This window comes from Litchfieldella rifensis, from assembly GCF_042646605.1.
Classification (GTDB): domain Bacteria; phylum Pseudomonadota; class Gammaproteobacteria; order Pseudomonadales; family Halomonadaceae; genus Litchfieldella; species Litchfieldella rifensis.
On sequence record NZ_JBHRUG010000048.1, the window covers coordinates 205,492 to 226,088 of the forward strand.

The following is a 20,597-nucleotide window of genomic DNA, read 5'->3' on the forward strand; positions in this document are numbered from 1 at the left end:
TGTGTTGAAGATAGCGCTGATTACTCCAGCCGGTCGAGGGTCGCGGGCCGGCAACCGGGCCACGGCGACGCGCTGGGCCGGCTTGTTGCGTGAGTTGGGTTGTCGGGTGCAGCTTGCCGGGCCAGGCGATGACCTCCATCAACTGCGCCTGTCGACGTCGCCGCCGGATCTGGTGATTGCCCTGCATGCCTGGCGCAGCCATGCGGCGATCCGGGCTTGTCGGCAGTCCTTCCCCGAATGCCCGCTGATCGTGGTACTGGCCGGTACGGATGTCTATCGCTTCCAGCATAGCCATCCCGAGGTAGTCCACGACAGTCTGGAGCACGCCACGGCATTGATCGGCCTGCATGCCTGCGTCGCCGACGACATTCCGGCACGCTTTCGCTCACGCCTGCATACGGTGCTGCAATCGGCGCCGACCTTGCCTCCGGGGGCGCCGGAACCCGGGAGGCGGCATTTCCATATTCTAGTCGCCGGCCACCTACGCGAGGAGAAGGATTCGCTGCGCACGGCATTGGCCGTGCGCGACCTGCCGTCGACCTCGCGGTTGCGCGTCGTGCAACTGGGCCGCGCCTACAGCGACGAGTGGGCAGATGCAGCCCGAAAGGAGATGGCATCCAACCCCCGCTACCAGTGGTATGGCGATGTGCCCCATTGGCGGGTGCGGCAGTGGATGGCGCGGGCGCGGCTGATGGTGATCAGTTCGCGGATGGAGGGCGGAGCCAATGTGGTCAGCGAGGCTTGCGTGGCCGGCCTGCCCGTCATTGCCTCGGACATTCCCGGCAACCGCGGCCTGCTGGGTAGCGACTATCCGGGCTATTTCCCGGTGGCCGATACCGGCGCCCTTCGCGAGTGCCTGTTGCGTGCCGAACGCGATCCGGCCTTCGTCGCCACCCTGCGCGAGCGGGTGGTGGCGCAAGCACCGCGGTTTCGCCCCGAGGCCGAGCGTGAGGCCCTGGCGCGGGTCATCGCCGCCTGCGGGCTTACGCCTTGTGAGCCTGCTTGTCGAGAACCGGCTGTTCGGGAATCGCTTCCGTGAGAGCCGGATCCGTGAGCGCTGGATCCTTGAGAGCAATGGGTTCCAGCGCCTCGCCCGGCTCGCACACATGGCCGATGATCGCCGCTTTCGCATAGCCCAGCTCACGCAGGTCGCTCAGGCAGTCCATGGCGCGCTCAGCCGGCACGCTGGCCAGCAGGCCGCCCGCGGTCTGGGGGTCGAACAGCAAGGGATAGCGTGGATGGTCGAGCCATGCCGACTGGTCGCGCAGGGCCCGGCGCAGGCGCACGTTGGCCGGCTGCAGGGAACTCAGGATACCGGCGGCGACGGTCTCCTCGGCGCCGTCGAGCAGCGGTAGCGCCGCGAGGTCGAGTTCGGCGTCCACGTTCGAGGGGCGGGTCATCTCGACCAGGTGGCCGAGCAGACCGAAGCCGGTGAGGTCGGTACAGGCGGTGGCGCCGTGCTTCCGCAGACACCGGGCACCCAGGCGGTTGGACTGGCACATGGAAGCGAGGGCGGCGTCGATCCAGCGTCCCCGCGCCGCCAGCCGGGCGTGAGCGGCAAACAGGGTGCCGGTGCCGATGGGTTTGGTGAGGATGAGCACGTTGCCGGGCCGCATGCCGCCCTTGCGCAGCGCCGAATTGCCATCGGCATCGATGAGGCCATTGACGGCAAAGCCCAGCGCCAGTTCCCGGCCTTCGCCGGTATGACCGCCGACCAGGGCGCAGTCGGCCTCGTTGAGCACCTCCAGGGCACCGGACATCATCTGGAACACGGTGTCCTCGACCTTGGCCTCGAGCCCTTGGGGCACCGTGGCCACCGCCGTGGCGGTCTGGGCCTCGGCCCCCATGGCGAAGATGTCGCCGAGGGCGTGATTGGCGGCTATCTTGCCGAACACATAAGGGTCGTCGATGAAGGCGCGGAAGAAATCCACGGTATGCACCATGGCCTTGCCCGGCGGTACCCGCACCACGGCGGCATCGTCGGGGGCGTGCAGGCCGATCAGCACCTCGTCGCGGGGAGCGGGTGTCAGCGTCGCCAGTGCACGCGACAGCACCGAGGCACCGACCTTGGCGCCACAGCCGCCGCAGCGCATGGCGATGGCCGAGATCGCCTGCGCGCTCTCCTCCTCGTCCAGCACCACCCGACTCGGGGCCGGTGCCTTGGCCGCGCCTTCTTCCATCGGTGGCAGGTCGTTGAATTTGGACATGAAGCGGTGGTCGATCCAGTCCTTCCAGCGCCATACCCAGTCGCCGGCCAGGAACAGGGCGCCCCGCGAAGCCACGGCATGGCGGTCGCCGGTGCTGATCAACGCCAGCCAGCGTGCCTGCGGGTGGTACGGCTTGAGCGGGCGGCCGGTGATGCTGGCGCGCAGATTGTCGGCCAGGGGCCGGCCTTGGCGGACGGCGAAGACCCCGGCCTTCTCGCGTGGGTGGTCGACCTGGGTGGCGATATCGCCGGCGGCGAAGACGGCGGGGTCGGTCAATGACCGAAGTGTCTCGTCGACCTGGATGAAGCCTTCCTCGTCGAGGGCCAGCCGGGTGTCCTGCAGCCAGGCGGCACCGCCGGCATTGGTCACCCAGACGATTTCGTCGGCGGCGTGCCAGTGGCCCTGGGCACAGCGGAGCCGGTCCTCGGCGACGCTTACCACCTCGCTGGCGGTATGCACGGCGACGCCTCGTGCGGCCAGCGTGCGCTCGAAATGCGCACGCACGCGGGCATTGTGGGTGGGCAGGATCTGCGCGCTGCGCGTGAACAGCTGAAAGACCAGTTCCTCGGGATTGCGCCCCTGTGCCACGAGCTCCTTGCGCAGCCGGTACTGCATGGCCAGCAGCAGTTCGACGCCGCCGGCACCGCCGCCGACCACGGCGATGCGGGTGGTTCCGGGATGACGCTTGATACGCTCGAGCAGCGTCAGCCAGCGGTCGTTGAAGCGGTGGATCGGCTTGACCGGCACGGCATGCTCGCCCGCCCCGGCGACCTGGTCGACCCGGGGCGTCGAGCCGATGTTGATCGACAACAGGTCATAGGGAACCGGGGGGCGCGAGCGGCACAGGACCTGTTGCGCGGAATGATCGATTCCCACGGCCTCGTCGCTCAGGAAGCGCGCGCCGGCGTATTCCGCCAGCCGGCGCAGGTCGATATGCACTTCGTCGAAGGTGTAATGCCCGGCGATATAGCCTGGCAACATGCCGGAATAGGGCGTATGGGTATCGCGACAGATCAGGGTCAGCCGAACACCGGGTTCGGGATGCATGGCGAAGCGCTTGAGTACCCCGACATGGCTATGGCCACCTCCAATCAGCACGATATCACGGAGTACCGGTGAGTCCGGTTGCTGCATGCCTGGGCTCCCTCTAGATTGAATGGAAATGCATGCTGTCGCCTACGAGGATAAACCATGACCCTTGCGGTACGCTTTCACGACCAGCATGAAGCCGAGACGCGCGCGTCGTTTCGCGATGCCGTTATCGCCGGCCTGAGTGCCGAACCCAAGTCGTTGTCGCCGAAGTTCTTCTACGACCGCCGCGGTTCCCAGCTGTTCGAGCGTATCTGTCGTCAGCCGGAGTATTACCTGACGCGCACGGAGGAACATATCCTGGCCGAGGCTGCTGCCGAGATCGCTGCCATCGTCGGGCCGGAGTCGCTACTGGTCGAACTCGGCAGTGGGGCCAGCCGCAAGGTCAGGCTGTTGCTCGAGGCAGTGCGCCCCAGCCGCTACCTGGGGGTCGACATTTCGCGTGACTTTCTGCTCGAGAGCACGCGCCGACTGGCCGCCGACTACCCTTGGCTCGAGGTGCACGCCGTGTGGGCCGACTTTTCGCAGCGCCTGTCCCTGCCCGAAGGTGTCGAGAGCCGGCGGGCCGTTGCCTTTTTTCCCGGCTCCAGCATCGGCAATTTCGAACCACCAGCGGCCAGGGCTTTTCTGGCCGACTTGCGTCGGGTCTTGCCGGGGGGCAGTGGGGTATTGATCGGTGTCGATCTGATCAAGGATCGGGCCGTGCTCGAGGCTGCCTACAACGATGCCGCCGGGGTCACGGCGGAGTTCAATCTCAATCTGTTGGAACGGCTTCGCCATGAGTTGGGGGCCGAGGTCGACGTGGCGGGCTTTCGCCATCTGGCCTTCTACCACGAGGCGGCGTCGCGCATCGAAATGCACCTGGTCAGTCAGCGTGAGCAGGTCATTCGCCTGGGAGAGCAGCAATTCCCGCTGGCATCGGGGGAAATGCTGCATACCGAGAATTCCTGTAAATACAGCGTGGAAGGCTTCCAGGCACTAGCCAGGCAGGCCGGCTATGTGCCCACGGCGGTGTGGACGGATACGCGGAGGATGTTCAGCGTCCATTATCTGTCCAGTGCCTGACTTTCCGACGCGACTCCCTTTCGCCTTGACTTGGCCTCAGGGCGGCGAAGAGGCGTCATCCTCGACGGTATCACGCAAGGATTGCAATTCCTCGACCGAGAAGTGTTCGATCTTGCCGGCCAGCAGGTCGCTGAGCCGTTGTGGGGGGATGCCGGCGCGTTGGGCGATTTCGCGATTGCCCAGTTCCGATAGGGCAATGCGCCGGGTCACGATGCGCATCAGGCGGCTGCGCTTTTCCAGTTCCCTGACGTCCAGGTCGGGTGCCATTCGGGGAGGTTCTTGGGCATCCCAACCGGTCGTTAATCGTGCCGTGCTCATGAGGCTCCGTTGGCTTGGCTTGCGATAGAGACAGCATGCAAGGTTTTTGCACGTTCCGCCAGTACCGGATCGAGGAAATTTTCATGACGATCGATCGATGGCTTTCATGGGGCATTGGGCGTTCACTCCGGCGGGGGAGTGGGTCGCACCAGGATCTCGTTGACATCCACATGTGGCGGCTGGCTGATGGCATAGATCACGGCATTGGCGATGTCCCTGTCCTGCAGGGCATGGGACGGTGGTTCGTCGAAGAAGGGCGTAGCGACCATGCCCGGCTCGATCAGGGTCACGCGAATGCCACTGCCACGCAGTTCCTCGCGCAGATTGTAGCCGATACCGCTGACCGCCCATTTGGTGGCGCTGTACATGGAGCCGGGGATGGTGGCACGACCGGCAGCGGAACCGGTAAGCAGTACATGGCCGCGGCTGGCACGCAGGGCCGGTAACGTCGCCTGCAAGGTAAGGCCTACGCCATAGACATTGGTCAGGATCATGTCGCGCCAAGCCTCGACATCGGCGCCACTGAAGCCGCCGGGCGAGCCGCCTCGTCCGGCATTGGCGAATACCACGTCCAGGCGCCCGAAGCGTTCCATGGTCTCCTCGACCATGGCCTGCTGGTCGTCCATCGAGGTGACGTCGCAGCGAACGGTCAGTACGTTCTCGGGTCCGAGTTCCTGGGCAAGGGCCTCCAGCTTGTTCCGGGAGCGCGCGGCCAATACCAGCTTGAAGCCTTCCCTGGCAGCGGCGCGGGCTGTGGCCGCGCCGATACCGCTGGAAGCCCCGGTGATCAGCATGACGCGATCGTTCATCGGCGGTTCTCCACGGGGAAATGTCATCAATAGCATGGTAACGATGGGCATCGCTGACAAGATGGCGGCGCCAGGGGGCTTGATGGTGCCGGATATCGTGTCGCTACGCTGATGGGAGTAGACTGCGAAACCCAACTCGGATTCAGGGAGCCCCCCATGGCACTCAGCGCTACCCCTTACAAGGTCGAACTCAATCTCACCGACCTGGACCGCGGTGTCTATGAAACCCTGCGCTTTACCATGGCGCGCCATCCTTCGGAAACCGAGGAGCGCCTGGCGGCCCGCCTGCTGGCGTATGCCCTGTGGTATGACGAATCGTTGACGTTTGGACGGGGGCTTTCCGATGTCGACGAGCCGGCATTGTCGCAGAAGAGTCTCGATGGCCGCGTGCTGCATTGGATCGAAGTCGGTCAGCCCGATGCCGAGCGACTGGTGTGGTGTTCGCGCCGAACCGAGCGGCTATCGTTACTGGTGTATGGCAATCGTCGCGGGTGGGAAACCAAGGTGTGGCCCGCCGTGGCCACTACACTCGACAACCTGAACGTGGCCGCCTTGCCGCAGCAGGAATTGGCCGAGTTGGCGCAAGACCTGCCGCGCAGCATCGACTGGACGCTGATGATCAGCGAGGACACGGTGTTCGTGACCGATGCCGAAGGCCAGCATGAATTGACCCTGGAGTGGCTGAAAGGCGATCGGTAAGAGCTGTTCTTAAGACGAAAGTCTTCATTGAAGATGTTTTTCAAGAATGTAGAAATAACGTCCGATTTCCCGTGTCCGAGCTTGCGTGCTAGCTTTCTTTCAACGGCCCGCATGCGGCAAGGTGCATGTATCGCGGCGATGCCGTGCTTTCGAAAACGCAACAATAATGTCAGATCGACTGACTGGAGGAACGCAGATGCGATTGTTCAAGTACGCGATTGCGGCATCCCTGATCGCCGTGGCTCCTGCCACCATGGCCCAGCAACAGCTCTCCATTGCCACCGGCGGTACCGGTGGTACCTATTATCCCTATGGCGGCGGTCTGGCCGAGCTGATCAACAACCACATCGAGGGCCACAGTGCCGTGGCCGAGGTCACCGGCGCCTCGGTGGAGAACATGGGGCTGATCTACCGCGGCGATTCCGATATTGCACTGGCGCTGGCTGACACCGTTCACCAGGCTTATTCCGGCACTGGCGATTTCGAGGGGCGCCAGCTTCCCGATACCCGTGCTTTGGCTTCCATCTATCCGAATGCGGTGCAACTGGTCACCCTGGCCGACTCCGACATTCATTCGCTGCAGGACCTCAAGGGCAAGCGCGTTTCGGTCGGAGCGCCGGGTAGCGGCACCGAGCTCAATGCGCGTGCGGTGCTGGAGTCCAATGGCATCAGCTACGATGACTTCACGCCCCAGCGCTTGAATTTCAACGAGACCGCCGATGCGATCCGCGATGGCGACATCGATGCCGGTTTCTGGAGCGTGGGCCCTCCCACCAGCTCGATCCTCAACCTGGCCACCACGCGTGACATCCGCATGATTGGGCTCTCCGATGAGGAGATTGCCAATGCGCGCGAAGCGGAACCGGTGTTTGCCGCCTATACACTGCGTGCCGGCCTCTACGAGGGTATGGACGAACCGGTGAAGACTATCAGCATCCCCAATGTCCTGGTGGTCGATGCCAGCATGGATGAGGAATTGGCCTACCAGGTTACCAAGGTCCTCTTCGAACAGACCGATGAACTGATCGCCATCCACCCGGCAGCCAATGACACCACCGTGGAATTCAGCGTCGAGTCCACGCCGGTGCCGTTCCATCCGGGCGCGCTGCGCTACTATGAGGAGGTGGGTGCCGAGGTATCCGATAACCAGCGCCCGTGATGCCGGAATGCCGTCCCTTCACTCGCTAACGGGGCGGGCCTGTTTGCCCGCCCTGTCGCTGTACCTGCTGCTTGCAGGCCTGTGGGGGCCGGTGGCGGTTGCCGATGCCGTCCCCACCGAGCCTGCTGGCGGGGAAACGAGGTACTGGCTGGACGTGCGCATGGCCGATCAGCGACGGATCGTGTCCCTTCCCCTGGTGGCCGGGCAGACTTGGTGCCTGGTATGGAATCATTCGGTAGAGGGATTTCCCGTCCATGACTGTTACCGCAACCGCAATGGCCGCATGGTGCTCGAGCGCAGTCATCAGCCGGACTTCGCGGCGGGGCTTGGACATGTCCTGGGGCGTGGCCAGCCGGTCTCCGATGGTGCCGGAGGGTATTGGATCGAGGATATCGATGAGCCTGTGCCGGGCAATCGCTATCTGCTTCGGGTCGGCTCCCCCGAGGTCAACCATCGTCTAGTGAGTGGTGACACGCGGGTCAGCTTGAGCGAGCTGGCCACCGGAGAGCGAGTGCTGATCAGCTTGCGTGTCGATCACGGAAGTTCTCAATGAGGCCAGTATGATCGAGCCAGGAGCATCGCCTGTCATCCCCGGGAGCCAGGCTAAACATCCGCGACCGATCCTGTGGTTGATCACACTGGTCGCGGTGGGGTTGTCGCTGTTCCAACTCTATTCCGCCGGCATTCAACCGCTGGGGCTGTTCTATCAGCGCAGTATCCACCTGGCGCTGGTCATGATGCTGGCCTTCCTGATGTTTCCGGTGTTCGGCCCCCACCGCAAGCGTGGCGTGATCGGCGGGATCATCGATGTCGCCTTCTTTGCGGGGGCGGTCATTACCGGCGGGTACCTGGTCCTGAACCTCGACGAGATCTTTGCTCGTGCCGGGTTCTGGAGCCAGACCGATATCTTCATCGGCTGTATCGCCACGGTCACCGTGCTGGAAGCCAGCCGGCGTGCCGTGGGTCTGGGGATGACCATCATCGGTGCCCTGGCGATCCTCTATGCCTTTGCCGGGCCACGCGGCGAGCTTCCCTGGCTGAGCGATTTCCTGCCCGGCATCATGGGGCACCGCGGTTACAATCTCGATCGCCTGGTGGGCCAGTTGTACCTGGGCCAGGAAGGCATCTTCGGCCTGCCGCTGGGTGTGGCCGCCACCTACATCTTCGTCTTCGTGCTGTTCGGGGCCTTCCTGGAAAGCACCGGGGCCGGCAAGTTCTTCATCGACCTGGCCTATGCCGCTACCGGGCGCCAGCGTGGCGGCCCCGCCAAGGCGGCGGTCCTCGCCTCGGCGGGCATGGGCTCGATTTCCGGCAGCGCCATCGCCAATGTGGTGACCACCGGCGCCTTCACCATCCCGCTGATGAAGCGCCTGGGCTACAAGCCGAAGCAGGCCGGCGGCATCGAGGCGGCGGCCTCCACGGGTGGGCAGATCATGCCACCGCTGATGGGGGCCGGGGCCTTCCTGATCGCCGAGTACACCAGCACGCCGTACCTGGATGTGGTCAAGGTCAGCGTGCTGCCGGCGATCATGTACTTCTCCACGGTGTACCTGTTCGTGCACATCATCGCCCTGAAACAGGGCATGCAGGGCATGGCGCGCTCGGAGCTGCCCCAGATGCGCGAAGTGATGCGCGAGGGCTGGCATTTCCTGCTACCGCTGGCGGTACTGGTATGGCTGCTGGTGATGAACATGTCGCCGATGCGGGTCGGCTTCTATGCGGTGGTCACCATGGTCGCCGTGGCGGTGCTGCGCTATACGGTCTGGTTCTTGTTCATTGCGCCCCAGCAAGGTCAACGGGTGACCTTCGCCAGCATCCGGGAAGTGGTGTGGGCCGGCTTCCACAAGCTGATCGAAGGCCTCGAACTCGGCGCGCGCAATGCCGTGGCGGTGTCGATGGCCTGTGCCGTGGCCGGCATCATCGTCGGCGTGGTGGGGTTGACCGGCCTGGGCCTCAAGTTCTCGGCGATGATGTTGGCCTTCTCCGGCGGCAATCTGGTACTGGCGCTGGTGATGGTGCTGCTGGCCAGCCTGATCCTGGGTATGGGGTTGCCGGTCACGGCGAGCTATATCGTGTTGATCGTGCTGGTCGGCCCGGCGCTGACCAATGAGTTCGGCGTGCCGCTGTTGATCGCTCACCTGGTGGTGTTCTGGTACTCCCAGGACTCCAATGTGACGCCGCCCATTGCCCTGGCCGGCTTCGCCGGGGCGGCGGTCGCCGGTAGCAAGCCCATGGAAACCGGCTTCCAGGCCTGGAAGTTCGCCAAGGGGCTGTACCTGATCCCGCTGTTCATGGTCTTCAACCCGGAGATCATCCTCGGCGGCCCGGTTCCGCTGGTGATCTGGAACGCCATCATCGCGCTCTTGGCGTTGGGCGCCTTTGCCGCGACCCTGGAAGGGTATCTGTTCACGCGCATGTCGTGGCTGCCGCGTGTGGTCACCGTGCCGGCCATCGTCGCAGTATTCTATCCCGACATGCTGGCCGAGATCGGGGGCGTCGCGGTCATGGTGTTGACCCTCGGTGGCAACTGGCTGGCCTATCGTCGCGAGTCGAGAGCGGCGCCGAAACCCGGCTAGGAGGACGGCGATTGTCGCTGCGCCCCCTGTCGGGTTCCGCCAGGGGGCGTTTTGCCGTCAGGCCTTTCTTCGAGCCGCGTATAGCGGTATGCTGCGCGGTTTTCAGACGACCGCCGCCATGGCCGAGTACCGGCCAGGGGCCGGGGAGCGGTGTCATCGCATCGGGGGATACAGGCATGCAGCCGTCGAACGAGCAACCACGCGTTGGCGTGATCATGGGGTCCAGGTCGGATTGGCCGGTCATGGAGCATGCCGTCAATATGCTCGAGCGTCTGGGCGTGGCCTACGAGACGCGTGTCGTTTCCGCCCACCGCACGCCCGACCTGTTGTTCGACTACGCCAAGGGGGCCGCCGAACGAGGCTTGCAAGTGATCATCGCCGGCGCGGGAGGCGCGGCCCACCTGCCGGGCATGGTCGCCTCGCAGACATTATTGCCCGTGCTGGGCGTGCCGGTGGAATCCAAGGCGCTCAAGGGCCTCGACTCGTTGCTGTCGATCGCCCAGATGCCGGGCGGAATCGCCGTGGGCACGCTGGCCATCGGCAAGGCCGGTGCCACCAATGCCGGCTTGCTGGCGGCGCAGATCCTGGCCCTGCACGACGCCAAGGTTCGGGCTGCCGTCGATACCTTCCGTGCCGAGCAGACCCAGGCCGTGCTGGACAATCCCGACCCACGTGCCGAGTGAGGTGACTGTCATGAACATCGGTGTTCTCGGTGCCGGCCAGTTGGGCCGCATGCTGGCCCTGGCGGGCTATCCGCTGGCCAACCGCTTCGTCTTCCTCGATACCACCGGGCATCCCAGTGCCGGCATCGGCGAGGTGATGATCGATACCGACCAGCGTCACCTGGAGGAATTCCTGTCAAAGGTCGACCTGGTGACCTACGAATTCGAACACCTGCCGGTGGCCCTGGTGCAGGACATCGAGGAACACAAGCCGGTATATCCCTCGAGCGAGGCCATTCGTATCTGTCAGAACCGTGCCGAGGAGAAGGCCCTGTTCGACCGTATGGGCATTCCCACGCCAGCCTATCGCCTGGTGGAGCATGCCGACGAACTCGAAGCCGCGGCGCGCGAACTGGGCTGCCCGGTGGTGGCCAAGTCGGTCACCGAGGGTTACGACGGCAAGGGCCAGGCGGTGCTGCGCGATCCGGCCGAGGCACATGACGCTTGGCGTCGGATCGGCCATCCACGCCTGGTCGTCGAAGCCTTCGTCGATTTCGTGCGCGAGGTATCGATCATCGCGGTACGCGGTCGCAACGGCGAGGTGGCCTTCTATCCGATGGCCGAGAACGTGCATGTCGATGGCATTCTGCGCTATTCGTTGGCGCCGATGCCGGATCTCGACGACAGCGTACAGTTACTCGCCGATGACTATATCCGCGCGCTGCTCGACGAACTCGACTATGTCGGCGTGCTGACCCTGGAGCTGTTTCAGACTCGCGATGGCAAGCTGTTGGCCAACGAGATGGCGCCCCGGGTGCACAACTCCGGCCACTGGAGCATGGATGGCGCCGTCACCAGCCAGTTCGAGAACCACCTGCGTGCCATCCAGGGGCTACCGCTGGGCGACACTCACGCCCGCATGCCGACCTGCATGGTCAATGTGATCGGCCGCGAAGGCGATCCCGCCGCGCTTCTCGCCATCGAAGATGCCCATCTGCACCGCTATGGCAAGCATGAACGTGCCGGCCGCAAGCTGGCGCACGTCAATCTGGTGGCACCGACCCATGCCGAACTGCTGGAGAAGGTTCGTGCTTGCGCGCGCTTGCTGCCCGATGCGCCGGAGCCACGCTTCAGTTTCGAAGACGCCTGAACCACCCGCCGGTAACGGCATTTACGACGCCGCGGCTGTCGCTGACAGCCGCGGCGTCGCTTGTCTTGGGTGACCGAATCCGGCTACTGAACCTGGCTGCCGAACTCGCCAAGCAGGCGATGCAGCCAGCGGTGCGCCGGCGAATGATGGGTGCGGTCGTGCCAGAGCTGGTAGAAGCGCATCGGCGGGAAGTCGATGGGCGAGGGCAGAATGGTCAAGGGCAGCAGGTGGGCGTAAAAGCGGGCAAAGTGACGGCTGGTGGTGAACACCAGGTCGCTGTCCTGCAGTAGATAGGGCGCCAGAGTGAAGGACTGGACTTCCACCACTTCGCGACGCTCGACGCGCAGGCTGGCCAGGCGACTGTCGATCACCCCGCGCTGGCTGCGCGAGTAGGGCATGGGAACCACATGGCTGGCGGCCAGGTAGTCGTCATAGTTGAGCCCCTTGCGCGCCAGTGGATGGCGCGAGGACACCAGACACACGATCTCGTCTTCCAGCAGCATCGACAGGTGCATGCGCTCCGGCGGCTCGGGCCAGTTGCCGATCACCACGTCCAGTTCCCCTTCCGCCAGGGCGGCCTCGAAGTCGTAGTCCGGGCCCAGCGCATGCAGCGACAGCCGGGCCTGGGGGGCTTCCTGGCGAAAGCGTTCGACCACGCGCGCCATGAACACCGGCGCCAGGTAGTCCGGCGCGCCGATGCGGAACTCTTGACGGCTGGCGAACGGGTCGAACGCCACCGGTTCATGGGTGAGCTTGTCGATCTCCGCCAGGGCTCGGCGGGCATGCGGCAACAGCTGCAGCGCACGCTCGGTGGGCACCATGCCGCCCTTCTCGCGCACCAGCAGCGCATCGCCGAAGATGTCGCGCAACTTCTTCAGCGCGGCGCTGATCGCTGGTTGCGACTGATGCATGCGTACCGCGGTACGCGACACGCTGCGCTCGGCAAGCAGCATGCAGAGTACCCGCAGTAGGTAGGTATCCAGCGGATCCTTGCGTCGATGAACCATGCAGCCTCTCGTCGCCTCGTCAGTGAGTGCGCAGCGTAAACGCTGATGGGCCGGTGGGGCGCCACCACATACGGAAGTTATATATCAATTTTTTTATAAAGGCTATTGTAGTATATCAGTTTCAATTTGTTCTGATGTCTCTAGACTGGCTTTGTGCACCGTAATTGTATACAGGATGCGATGCATAATAACGACAATAGCTGGAGACATTCATGATGCATGGAACCAAGGCCTTGGTTATGGCCGGCTTAACCATGGCCGCCACCTCGCTGGCACAGGCCGCGACCTGGAGCGACACCTCGATCGGCTATCGCTATGGCAGCGACTTCACCGAACCCGCTAATCCCGACGAGGTAGAGAAGCACATTCTCAATCTCACCCACGTCAGCGGTTACTCGCTGGGGCAGAACTTCTTCAGTCTGGACATGCTGCAGTCGGACAGCAACGATCCGGCCCAAGGCAGCGACCGCGGTGCTACCGAGGCCTATCTGACCTATCGCCACCAGTGGCACTACGGCAAGCTCACCGGTGAGCCGCTCGACTTCGGCCCGGTCGGCGACATCGCACTGACCGGCGGCGTCGATCTCAATACCAAGAACAGCGCGTTCGCCCCGCGCAAGCGTCTGCTGCTGCTGGGGCCGACTCTCAAGTTCGAACTGCCCGAAGGCTTTCTGGATGTCAGTCTGCTCTACGCCCGCGAATGGAATCACTGTGGACTCGACGCTTGCGGTGCACCCGGCAACCACAACAGTATCGCTTTCGATCCCTATTATCAGCTCAGCGTCGCCTGGGGGGTTCCTTTCGAGGTGGGCGCTGCAGCACTGAAATTCCAGGGTTTTTACAACTATAACAGCGAGAAGGGGGACGACTATTTCAATGTCGAGACCAAACCCGAGCAACTGATGCGCAGCTCGCTGATGCTGGATGTAGGACAACTGGCCTGGAGCCAGAGCGACCAGTTGTGGGCCGGAGTGGGTTACGAATACTGGCGCAACAAGTTCGGCAATCATGACAAGCCAGGCGTCGATACCGATGCCGTCACCTTCAACCTCGAATGGCACTTATAAGCGTGTCCGGTCCATCGCCTACCTGGCCAGGATAGCCCTGCCATCTCAAGCCATGACGACCCGCGCCTTTCGACGCGGGTCTTTTCATGTCGCCGTTTGCCTTGTCCTCAGCCGAGTGGCCAGTGCAGCGGTACGCGTGAGCGGTGGGGTGACTGGCGTGCCGCCATGAAGGGAAAAATCAGTAGTCGCCATGGATGCGACGGATCTCCTTGCGGATGCTGGGAGACAGCGACTCATGTTTGCGGTAATTCAGGATCTCGCCATTGCGCAACTTGCGGTGATAGGACGTCAGTTCCCGCTTGACCACCGGCGCCAGCAGGTAGATGCCAAGAATATTGGGCACGCAGATCACGAAAACCAACGCATCGGAAAGATCGAGCATGGACTTCAGCTGAATCATCGAGCCAATGACGATGAAGGCGCAGAACAGCAGCTTGAACAGGTTGCGTCCCAAGCGTCCTTCACCGAACAGGTAGGTCCAGCCCTTGAGGCCATAGTAGGACCAGGAAATGGCCGTGGAAAAGGCGAACAGCAGGGCGGCGACCGACAGCGGCACCGGGAACCAGGCCACGTTGCGTGCGAAGGCGCTGGAGGTCATCTCGATTCCGCCCACGCCTTGGGTGAGAGCCGGGTCGTAGTAGAGGGTAGTGACTATCACCAGGCCGGTCAGGCTACAGATGACGATGGTATCGATGAAGGGTTCGAGCAGCGCGACATAGCCTTCGGTAACGGGATGCTTGGTTCGCACTGCGGCGTGAGCGATGGATGCCGAGCCGATACCGGCTTCGTTGGAGAACACGGCACGCTGGAAACCGATGATGATGGCACCCAGGGTACCGCCGGCGACGCCTTCCGGCGTGAAGGCTCCCTGGAAGATGGCACCGATGGCAAAGGGCAGGGCCTCGGCATTCATGCCGATGATCAGCAAGGCCATGGAGCAGTAGAGAATGGCCATGAAAGGCACCACCTTCTCGGTGACGCGGGCGATCGACTTGATGCCACCGATGATGACGACGCCGATCAGCGAAGCCATGATCAGGCCGAATAGCCACCCCTTGTCGGCGAACCAGCTGGCCTCGGTCCCGCCGGTGACGCCGACGAACTGCATGAAGGCCTGGTTGGACTGGAACATGTTGCCGATACCCAGGCAGCCGATCACGATCCCGATGGCGTAGAAGGCCCCCATGAAACGCCCCAACCGTGGCATCCCACGTTCGGCCAGGCCGCGAGAGAGGTAGAACATCGGCCCGCCCGAGACGCTGCCATCGGCATTGTAGCGGCGGTAGTGGGTGGCCAGAGCACATTCCACGAACTTGGTCGACATGCCCAGGAATCCGGCCAGGATCATCCAGAACAGCACGCCTGGGCCGCCCAGCGAGACGGCGATGGCGACCCCGCCGATGTTGCCGATACCCACGGTGCCGGAAACCGCCGTGGCCAGGGCCTGGAAGTGAGAGACCTCGCCCTGGTCCCTGGGGTTGGCATAGTCGCCACGCACCAGCTTGAAGGCATGGCCGAGGCCACGCAGGTTGATGAGCCGGAAGTAGATCGTCGAGAAGATCCCGCCGGCTACCAGCCACAGCACCACCAGCGGCAGCTCGGCGCCAAAGAGCGGCAGGGAAAAGAAGATCGCGGTAGATACCAGTTGCGAGAGGGGGGCGACGAGGTCTTCCATGGCCTGGTCGAGTCCTGCCGCCTCTACGGAGGAAGCCAACACCATCAGCGGGAGTGCCAGCGGCCAGGACAGGTGGCGCAATACCGGTGCCGGGGAGGTGCTGGTGGACATGATGACTACCTCTCTTCGCATTGTGATTGTTATTCGGAGAGCAATGACCGGGCCGATCGCTGGCAGCTTCCGGTATTCCTGTCTGTCAACGCCAGGCGTGGCCTCTGGTATGGCTCTGCCGGGAAAAGGTCGTGTTCTTGTTACCACCCTAGCAGGAGGGGCCTTGCACCGATGGGGCCAGTCAAGGGTCGCTGATGGGGCCTGAGGACCCGAGGCTCCCCAGGCAACACCTCAGGCCGATGCATCGCGAGTGCCGGGCGTGGCTTCGGCGTCGATGGCGGCGATCGCCTCGGCGGCCTGCCGCAGTGCCGGCAGATATTCCAGAGCCTTGTCCGGTGTCAGGCGCATGATAGGGGCCTGGATGGCGATCCCCAGGTTCGAACGCCCCTTGGTTGCAGGTACCAGGACGGCGATACACAGCAGGCCGGGCAGGAATTCCTCGTCGTCGAAGGCGTAGCCATCGCGCTGGACTCGCTCGATCTCGGTTTCCAGCATCGGCAGGTCGGTAAGTGTGTTCGGCGTGAAACGTTCGAGAGGGACATGAGCCAGCAGTCGCTTGCGCTGCGAGGGGCTCATCTGCGCCAGGAACAACTTGCCGCTGGCCGAGCAGTGGACCGGGACGCGCGAACCGGGATGCAGATAGAAACGCAGCGGGGCGGAGGTTTCGACACGGTCGAGATACAGGACCTCGTTGCCCGATAGTGCCGTGATATTGCAGCTCTCGCCGACCTCTTCCACGAGTCGGCTCAGTACGGCGTGACGGGCGCCATGGACGGTGTTGTTCAACAACAGGTTCTCTGCCAGGCGGCGCAGACGGACGCCTGTCCCGTATTGTCGGCTGTCACCGTCACGCTGCAGCATTCCCGAAGCCTCGAGCTGTTGCAGCATGCGATGCAACGTCGGCTTGGGCAGACCGGTTTCCTCCACCAGCCCCTGCAGCGTGAAGAACTGGTCCTTCTCGGCGATGACTTCCAGCAGGGCAAGCAGGCGCATTGTCGGGGTGTCGCCATCGATCTTGGGGACGTCGGATTGCATCGCGGCTGTCTCGTCATGGATGTGCAGCCAATATAGCAATCTCTGTAATCGATGCAAATCGTACCGTTTTTTGAAATTTGTGTTGACGAGTCGGCGGGGCTTGCCTAAAGTCACTTTCAGTTCCATAAAACGGAATGTTTTGTACCGAATATAATGAATCGTCGCTCCGGAGGACTCCCCATGAGCACCCACGATACCGCTGACACCCGCCCGGTCGTTCAGGGCAAGCAGAAGATGACCCCCTCGGAAGCCTTCGTCGAAACCATGGTCGCCAATGGCGTCACCGACATGTTCGGCATCATGGGCTCGGCGTTCATGGACGCCATGGACATCTTCGCCCCGGCCGGCATTCGCCTGATCCCGGTGGTCCACGAGCAGGGCGCCGGCCACATGGCCGACGGCTATGCCCGCGTGTCGGGCCGCCATGGCCTGGTGATCGGTCAAAACGGCCCGGGCATCTCGAACTGCGTGACCTCGATCGCTGCCGCCTACTGGGCGCACAGCCCGGTGGTCATCGTCACTCCCGAGGCCGGCACCACCGGCATGGGGCTGGGAGGCTTCCAGGAGTGCCACCAACTGCCGATGTTCCAGGAGTTCACCAAGTACCAGGGGCACGTGACCCACCCGGCACGCATGGCGGAGTTCACCGGGCGCTGCTTCTCACGGGCCATGGACGAGATGGGGCCGACCCAGCTCAACATCCCGCGCGACTACTTCTACGGCGAGATCGAGGCCGAGATTCCCCAGCCGTCGCGGCTGGACCGCGGTCCCGGCGGCGCCAAGAGTCTCGATGAGGCCGCCGAGCTGCTGGCCCAGGCCGAGTTCCCGGTGATCATCTCCGGTGGCGGGGTGGTGATGGCCGATGCGGTGGAGGAGTGCAAGGCGCTGGCCGAGCGCCTGGGCGCGCCGGTGGTCAACAGCTACCTGCACAACGACTCCTTCCCCGCCAGCCATCCGCTGTGGTGCGGCCCGCTGGGCTACCAGGGCTCCAAGGCGGCGATGAAACTGCTGTCGCAGGCCGACGTGGTGGTGGCACTGGGCTCGCGGCTGGGGCCGTTCGGCACCCTGCCGCAGCACGGCCTGGACTACTGGCCGACCAAGGCCAAGGTCATCCAGATCGATGCCGACCACAAGATGCTGGGTCTGGTGAAGAAGATCTCGGTGGGCATCTGCGGCGACGCCAAGGCCGCCGCGGTGGCGCTGAGCGAGCGTCTGGAAAGCCGCGAGCTGGCCTGCGATGCCAGCAAGGAGGCGCGCTTCGGCAAGGTCCAGGAAGAGAAGGCCGCCTGGGAGCGTGAGCTCGACGAGTGGACCCACGAGCGCGACCCGTTCAGCCTGGATGCCATCGAGGAGGCCAAGGGTGAGAAGCCGTTCTCGGGGGGCGAATACCTGCACCCGCGCCAGGTGTTGCGCGAGCTGGAGAAGGCCCTGCCCGAGGACGTGATGGTCTCCACCGACATCGGCAACATCAACTCGGTGGCCAACAGCTACCTGCGCTTCGAGAAGCCGCGCAGCTTCTTCGCCGCGATGAGCTTCGGCAACTGCGGCTATGCCTTCCCGACCATCATCGGCGCCAAGGTGGCGGCGCCACACCGCCCGGCGATCTCCTACGCCGGTGACGGTGCCTGGGGCATGAGCCTGATGGAAACCATGACCTGCGTGCGCCACAACATTCCGGTGACCGCGGTGGTGTTCCACAACCGCCAGTGGGGTGCAGAGAAGAAGAACCAGGTGGACTTCTACAACCGGCGCTTCGTGGCCGGCGAGTTGGACAACCAGAGCTTCGCCGAGATCGGCCGGGCGATGGGGGCCGAGGGCATCACCGTGGACCGCCTGGAGGACGTCGGTCCAGCATTGAAGAAGGCCGTGGACATGCAGATGAACGAGGGCAAGACCTGCATCCTCGAGATCATGTGCACCCGCGAGCTGGGCGACCCGTTCCGCCGCGATGCCCTGAAGAAGCCGGTGCGGCTGCTGGAGAAGTACCAGGACTACGTATGAGGACAGGCCGATGGATGGCGATGTTACGCCCGCTCGTCCATCGGCGCATTTCCGAATCCCTGACGTGGCAACTTTCCCCCGGCGGCACGATGTCCTGCATGCCGGGGGCTTTTAGCGTCGCGACGGACGCGGGTGTCCGTGGAGGTAATGATCATGAAGGCCCTCAACCGTATCCTGGATCGCGCTCACCAGGCGCCCAAGCGCATCGTGCTATGCGAAGGCGAGGATGGGCGAGTGTTGCAGGCCGCCGAGCGCGCCACCCGGCAAGGTATCGCTGCGATCCTGCTGGTGGGAGCGCGCGCCCGTATCGAGACCGCCGCGGCTGAGCATGGTGTCGATCTCGCCGGTATCGAGCTGGTCGACCCGGCCGACTCGCCGCTGACGCCTGAACTGACCCGGGTACTGCATGGCTTGCGCGAAAAGAAGGGCATGACCCGGGAGCAGGCCGAGCAGGAGGTAGGCAAGCCACTGTGCTTCGCCAACCTGCTGGTACGCCAGGGGCATGCCGACGGTTCGGTGGCCGGCGCGGTGCACACCACCGCGGAGGTGGTGCGCAGCGCCATCCAACTGCTGGGGCTGGAACCCGGTTGCAAGCTGGTGTCGAGCTTTTTCCTGATGATGCTGTGCCAGCCGTTTCACAGCCTCAAGGGAGGGCTGATCTTCTCGGACTGTGGCCTGGTGATCGATCCCGATGCCGAGCAGCTGTCGCATATCGCCATGGCCGCGGCGGATAGTGCGCGTGCCTTGCTGGACGAAGCGCCGCGCGTGGCCATGCTGTCGTTTTCCACCCACGGTAGTGCGCGGCACGCGGCGGTCGACAAGGTGGTCGAGGCGGCGCATCGGGTGAAGGCACAACGCCCTGGCCTGGCCATCGACGAAGACGTGCAGCTCGATGCGGCCATCGTCGCCGAGATCGCCGAGCGCAAACTCCCCGACTCGCGGGTCAAGGGCAACGCCAATGTGCTGATCTTTCCCGATCTCGAGGCCGGCAACATCGGCTACAAGCTGGCCGAACGTATCGGCGGCGCCGAGGCGATCGGCCCCTTGCTGCAGGGGCTCACCAGGCCTGCCAACGATCTCTCGCGCGGCTGCAGCGCCGGTGACATCGTCAACGTCATCGCCGTGACCACGGTCCAGGCCCAGGCGGCCGCAGCCAGGGGCGGGGCGGCGCCATGCCGATGAAGACGCCATGAGTCTCGGGGTGCTGCTGCCATTCGTGCTGATTGCGGCCTGTGCCGGTTATTTCCAGACGGTGACGGGATTCGGTCTGGGCATGATCGTGATGGGGGCGACCGGCGGGCTCGAGATCGCCCCGGTAGCGTCGGTGGCTGCCGTGGTCAGTCTGATGATGCTGGTCAACTGCCTGGTGGCCCTTCCCGGCCGGCTGCAGCATATCGACTGGCCCTCGGTGAAAGCAGCCAGCATCGGCATCGTGCCGATGATCGTCTGTGGCGTGCTGCTGCTCGAGTATCTCAGTGGCCGTGCGTCCACCTTGCTTGGCATCTTGCTGGGCCTGGTCATCATCTACGGTGGGTTCAGCCTGCTGCTGCGGCCCGATCGGCAGACGGAGGTTTCCTCCCCGCGCAGTTTTACGGTGTATGGCGGCCTGTCCGGCCTGCTGGGAGGCTTGTTCGGCATTGCCGGTCCACCCTTGATCTACCACTGCTACCGTCAACCCACCGAGTTGATCGGAATCCGCAACATGCTGATTCTGCTGTTTGCCGTCACGTCCGGGGTGCGCACCCTGTTCCTCGTTTCCCAAGGACGGATGAGCAGCGAGATCCTGCTGCTCACGGCCTGGTCGATTCCGGTCATCGCCCTGGCAACCTATGCGGGGCGTCGCTTTCCACCACCGCTTTCGCCACGGCTGATGCGGCGGGGCGTGTTCGCCATGCTGGTGTTGATCGGTGGGTGGTTGATCGTGGCGGAACTCGGCGGGATCGTCGGCGGGTGATCGACATGGCAAA

18 protein-coding genes are annotated in these 20,597 nt (G+C 64.0%); 12 read left to right on the plus strand and 6 right to left on the minus strand.

From position 1 onward, the window contains the following. The first annotated feature begins 1 nt into the window (after position 1). On the plus strand, positions 2-1,039 hold the full coding sequence (senB, locus tag ACFOEV_RS20675; RefSeq protein WP_386776784.1) for a selenoneine biosynthesis selenosugar synthase SenB: 1,038 nt from the start codon (positions 2-4) through the stop codon (positions 1,037-1,039). Here senB and selD read toward each other — a convergent pair. Continuing rightward, the gene (gene selD, locus ACFOEV_RS20680; protein WP_386776785.1) at positions 984-3,341 is read right to left on the minus strand and encodes a selenide, water dikinase SelD; all 2,358 of its coding nucleotides are present in this window, start codon (positions 3,339-3,341) and stop codon (positions 984-986) included. The two genes, senB and selD, sit on opposite strands and share 56 nt — an antisense overlap. A 57-nt stretch (positions 3,342-3,398) precedes the next feature. Here selD and egtD point away from each other — a divergent pair, with 57 nt between their 5' ends. Next, entirely contained in the window at positions 3,399-4,361 is a 963-nt protein-coding gene (egtD, locus tag ACFOEV_RS20685) for an L-histidine N(alpha)-methyltransferase (RefSeq protein WP_386776786.1), read from the plus strand. 36 nt (positions 4,362-4,397) lie between these two features. On the opposite strand, the gene ACFOEV_RS20690 is transcribed toward egtD, so the two are convergent. After that, positions 4,398-4,628, minus strand: a complete 231-nt coding sequence (locus ACFOEV_RS20690; protein ID WP_386776787.1) for an XRE family transcriptional regulator — start codon at positions 4,626-4,628, stop codon at positions 4,398-4,400. A gap of 173 nt (positions 4,629-4,801) precedes the next feature. Beyond that, entirely contained in the window at positions 4,802-5,488 is a 687-nt protein-coding gene (locus ACFOEV_RS20695; RefSeq protein ID WP_386776788.1) for an SDR family oxidoreductase, read from the minus strand. Positions 5,489-5,644: 156 nt separating this feature from the next. Between ACFOEV_RS20695 and ACFOEV_RS20700 the strand changes: the two genes are divergently transcribed. The 6 genes from ACFOEV_RS20700 to ACFOEV_RS20725 all read left to right on the plus strand — a co-directional run bounded on the left by ACFOEV_RS20700 (position 5,645) and on the right by ACFOEV_RS20725 (position 11,734). Then, entirely contained in the window at positions 5,645-6,187 is a 543-nt protein-coding gene (locus ACFOEV_RS20700; protein ID WP_386776789.1) for a YaeQ family protein, read from the plus strand. Positions 6,188-6,383: 196 nt separating this feature from the next. Further along, positions 6,384-7,346, plus strand: a complete 963-nt coding sequence (locus tag ACFOEV_RS20705) for a TAXI family TRAP transporter solute-binding subunit (RefSeq protein WP_386776790.1) — start codon at positions 6,384-6,386, stop codon at positions 7,344-7,346. Between the two features lie 7 nt (positions 7,347-7,353). Further along, positions 7,354-7,899 (plus strand): DUF1850 domain-containing protein, encoded by a 546-nt coding sequence (locus ACFOEV_RS20710; RefSeq protein ID WP_386776791.1) that lies wholly within the window; start codon positions 7,354-7,356, stop codon positions 7,897-7,899. 7 nt (positions 7,900-7,906) lie between these two features. Next, positions 7,907-9,922, plus strand: coding sequence for a TRAP transporter permease (locus tag ACFOEV_RS20715; RefSeq protein WP_386776792.1), 2,016 nt, complete (start codon positions 7,907-7,909; stop codon positions 9,920-9,922). A gap of 176 nt (positions 9,923-10,098) precedes the next feature. Continuing rightward, positions 10,099-10,605, plus strand: a complete 507-nt coding sequence (gene purE, locus ACFOEV_RS20720) for a 5-(carboxyamino)imidazole ribonucleotide mutase (protein WP_386776793.1) — start codon at positions 10,099-10,101, stop codon at positions 10,603-10,605. Positions 10,606-10,615: 10 nt separating this feature from the next. Further along, positions 10,616-11,734, plus strand: a complete 1,119-nt coding sequence (locus tag ACFOEV_RS20725) for a 5-(carboxyamino)imidazole ribonucleotide synthase (RefSeq protein WP_386776794.1) — start codon at positions 10,616-10,618, stop codon at positions 11,732-11,734. Between the two features lie 83 nt (positions 11,735-11,817). Here ACFOEV_RS20725 and ACFOEV_RS20730 read toward each other — a convergent pair whose 3' ends face one another. Then, positions 11,818-12,741, minus strand: a complete 924-nt coding sequence (locus ACFOEV_RS20730; protein WP_386776795.1) for a LysR family transcriptional regulator — start codon at positions 12,739-12,741, stop codon at positions 11,818-11,820. Between the two features lie 212 nt (positions 12,742-12,953). On the opposite strand from ACFOEV_RS20730, the gene ACFOEV_RS20735 reads away from it, so the two are divergent. After that, positions 12,954-13,808, plus strand: a complete 855-nt coding sequence (locus ACFOEV_RS20735) for a hypothetical protein (RefSeq protein WP_386776796.1) — start codon at positions 12,954-12,956, stop codon at positions 13,806-13,808. A 178-nt stretch (positions 13,809-13,986) separates the two neighbouring features. Here ACFOEV_RS20735 and ACFOEV_RS20740 read toward each other — a convergent pair whose 3' ends face one another. Next, entirely contained in the window at positions 13,987-15,594 is a 1,608-nt protein-coding gene (locus ACFOEV_RS20740) for an alanine/glycine:cation symporter family protein (RefSeq protein WP_386776797.1), read from the minus strand. Positions 15,595-15,825: 231 nt separating this feature from the next. Further along, complete coding sequence (locus ACFOEV_RS20745; protein WP_386776798.1) at positions 15,826-16,629, minus strand: IclR family transcriptional regulator; 804 nt, start codon at positions 16,627-16,629, stop codon at positions 15,826-15,828. A gap of 180 nt (positions 16,630-16,809) precedes the next feature. On the opposite strand from ACFOEV_RS20745, the gene xsc reads away from it, so the two are divergent. The 3 genes from xsc (at position 16,810) to ACFOEV_RS20760 (ending at position 20,584) form a co-directional block, all read left to right on the plus strand. Next, positions 16,810-18,630 carry a sulfoacetaldehyde acetyltransferase gene (gene xsc / locus ACFOEV_RS20750; protein ID WP_386776799.1) on the plus strand — a complete coding sequence of 607 codons (1,821 nt, stop codon included), beginning with the start codon at positions 16,810-16,812 and terminating at the stop codon, positions 18,628-18,630. A 153-nt stretch (positions 18,631-18,783) separates the two neighbouring features. Continuing rightward, positions 18,784-19,812: a phosphate acetyltransferase gene (gene pta / locus ACFOEV_RS20755; RefSeq protein ID WP_386776800.1), complete on the plus strand. Its 1,029-nt coding sequence runs from the start codon at positions 18,784-18,786 to the stop codon at positions 19,810-19,812. Between the two features lie 7 nt (positions 19,813-19,819). Next, on the plus strand, positions 19,820-20,584 hold the full coding sequence (locus ACFOEV_RS20760) for a TSUP family transporter (protein ID WP_386776801.1): 765 nt from the start codon (positions 19,820-19,822) through the stop codon (positions 20,582-20,584). Positions 20,585-20,597 lie beyond the last annotated feature (13 nt).

Excerpts from the sequence above, each read along its gene's own strand:
- selD (WP_386776785.1), bottom strand. The coding sequence starts at position 3,341 with ATGCAGCAACCGGACTCACCGGTACTCCGTGATATCGTGCTGATTGGA.
- egtD (WP_386776786.1), top strand. The coding sequence starts at position 3,399 with ATGACCCTTGCGGTACGCTTTCACGACCAGCATGAAGCCGAGACGCGC.
- ACFOEV_RS20690 (WP_386776787.1), bottom strand. The coding sequence starts at position 4,628 with ATGGCACCCGACCTGGACGTCAGGGAACTGGAAAAGCGCAGCCGCCTG.
- ACFOEV_RS20695 (WP_386776788.1), bottom strand. The coding sequence starts at position 5,488 with ATGAACGATCGCGTCATGCTGATCACCGGGGCTTCCAGCGGTATCGGC.
- ACFOEV_RS20700 (WP_386776789.1), top strand. The coding sequence starts at position 5,645 with ATGGCACTCAGCGCTACCCCTTACAAGGTCGAACTCAATCTCACCGAC.
- ACFOEV_RS20705 (WP_386776790.1), top strand. The coding sequence starts at position 6,384 with ATGCGATTGTTCAAGTACGCGATTGCGGCATCCCTGATCGCCGTGGCT.
- ACFOEV_RS20710 (WP_386776791.1), top strand. The coding sequence starts at position 7,354 with ATGCCGTCCCTTCACTCGCTAACGGGGCGGGCCTGTTTGCCCGCCCTG.
- ACFOEV_RS20715 (WP_386776792.1), top strand. The coding sequence starts at position 7,907 with ATGATCGAGCCAGGAGCATCGCCTGTCATCCCCGGGAGCCAGGCTAAA.
- purE (WP_386776793.1), top strand. The coding sequence starts at position 10,099 with ATGCAGCCGTCGAACGAGCAACCACGCGTTGGCGTGATCATGGGGTCC.
- ACFOEV_RS20725 (WP_386776794.1), top strand. The coding sequence starts at position 10,616 with ATGAACATCGGTGTTCTCGGTGCCGGCCAGTTGGGCCGCATGCTGGCC.
- ACFOEV_RS20730 (WP_386776795.1), bottom strand. The coding sequence starts at position 12,741 with ATGGTTCATCGACGCAAGGATCCGCTGGATACCTACCTACTGCGGGTA.
- ACFOEV_RS20735 (WP_386776796.1), top strand. The coding sequence starts at position 12,954 with ATGATGCATGGAACCAAGGCCTTGGTTATGGCCGGCTTAACCATGGCC.
- ACFOEV_RS20740 (WP_386776797.1), bottom strand. The coding sequence starts at position 15,594 with ATGTCCACCAGCACCTCCCCGGCACCGGTATTGCGCCACCTGTCCTGG.
- ACFOEV_RS20745 (WP_386776798.1), bottom strand. The coding sequence starts at position 16,629 with ATGCAATCCGACGTCCCCAAGATCGATGGCGACACCCCGACAATGCGC.
- xsc (WP_386776799.1), top strand. The coding sequence starts at position 16,810 with ATGAGCACCCACGATACCGCTGACACCCGCCCGGTCGTTCAGGGCAAG.
- pta (WP_386776800.1), top strand. The coding sequence starts at position 18,784 with ATGAAGGCCCTCAACCGTATCCTGGATCGCGCTCACCAGGCGCCCAAG.
- ACFOEV_RS20760 (WP_386776801.1), top strand. The coding sequence starts at position 19,820 with ATGAGTCTCGGGGTGCTGCTGCCATTCGTGCTGATTGCGGCCTGTGCC.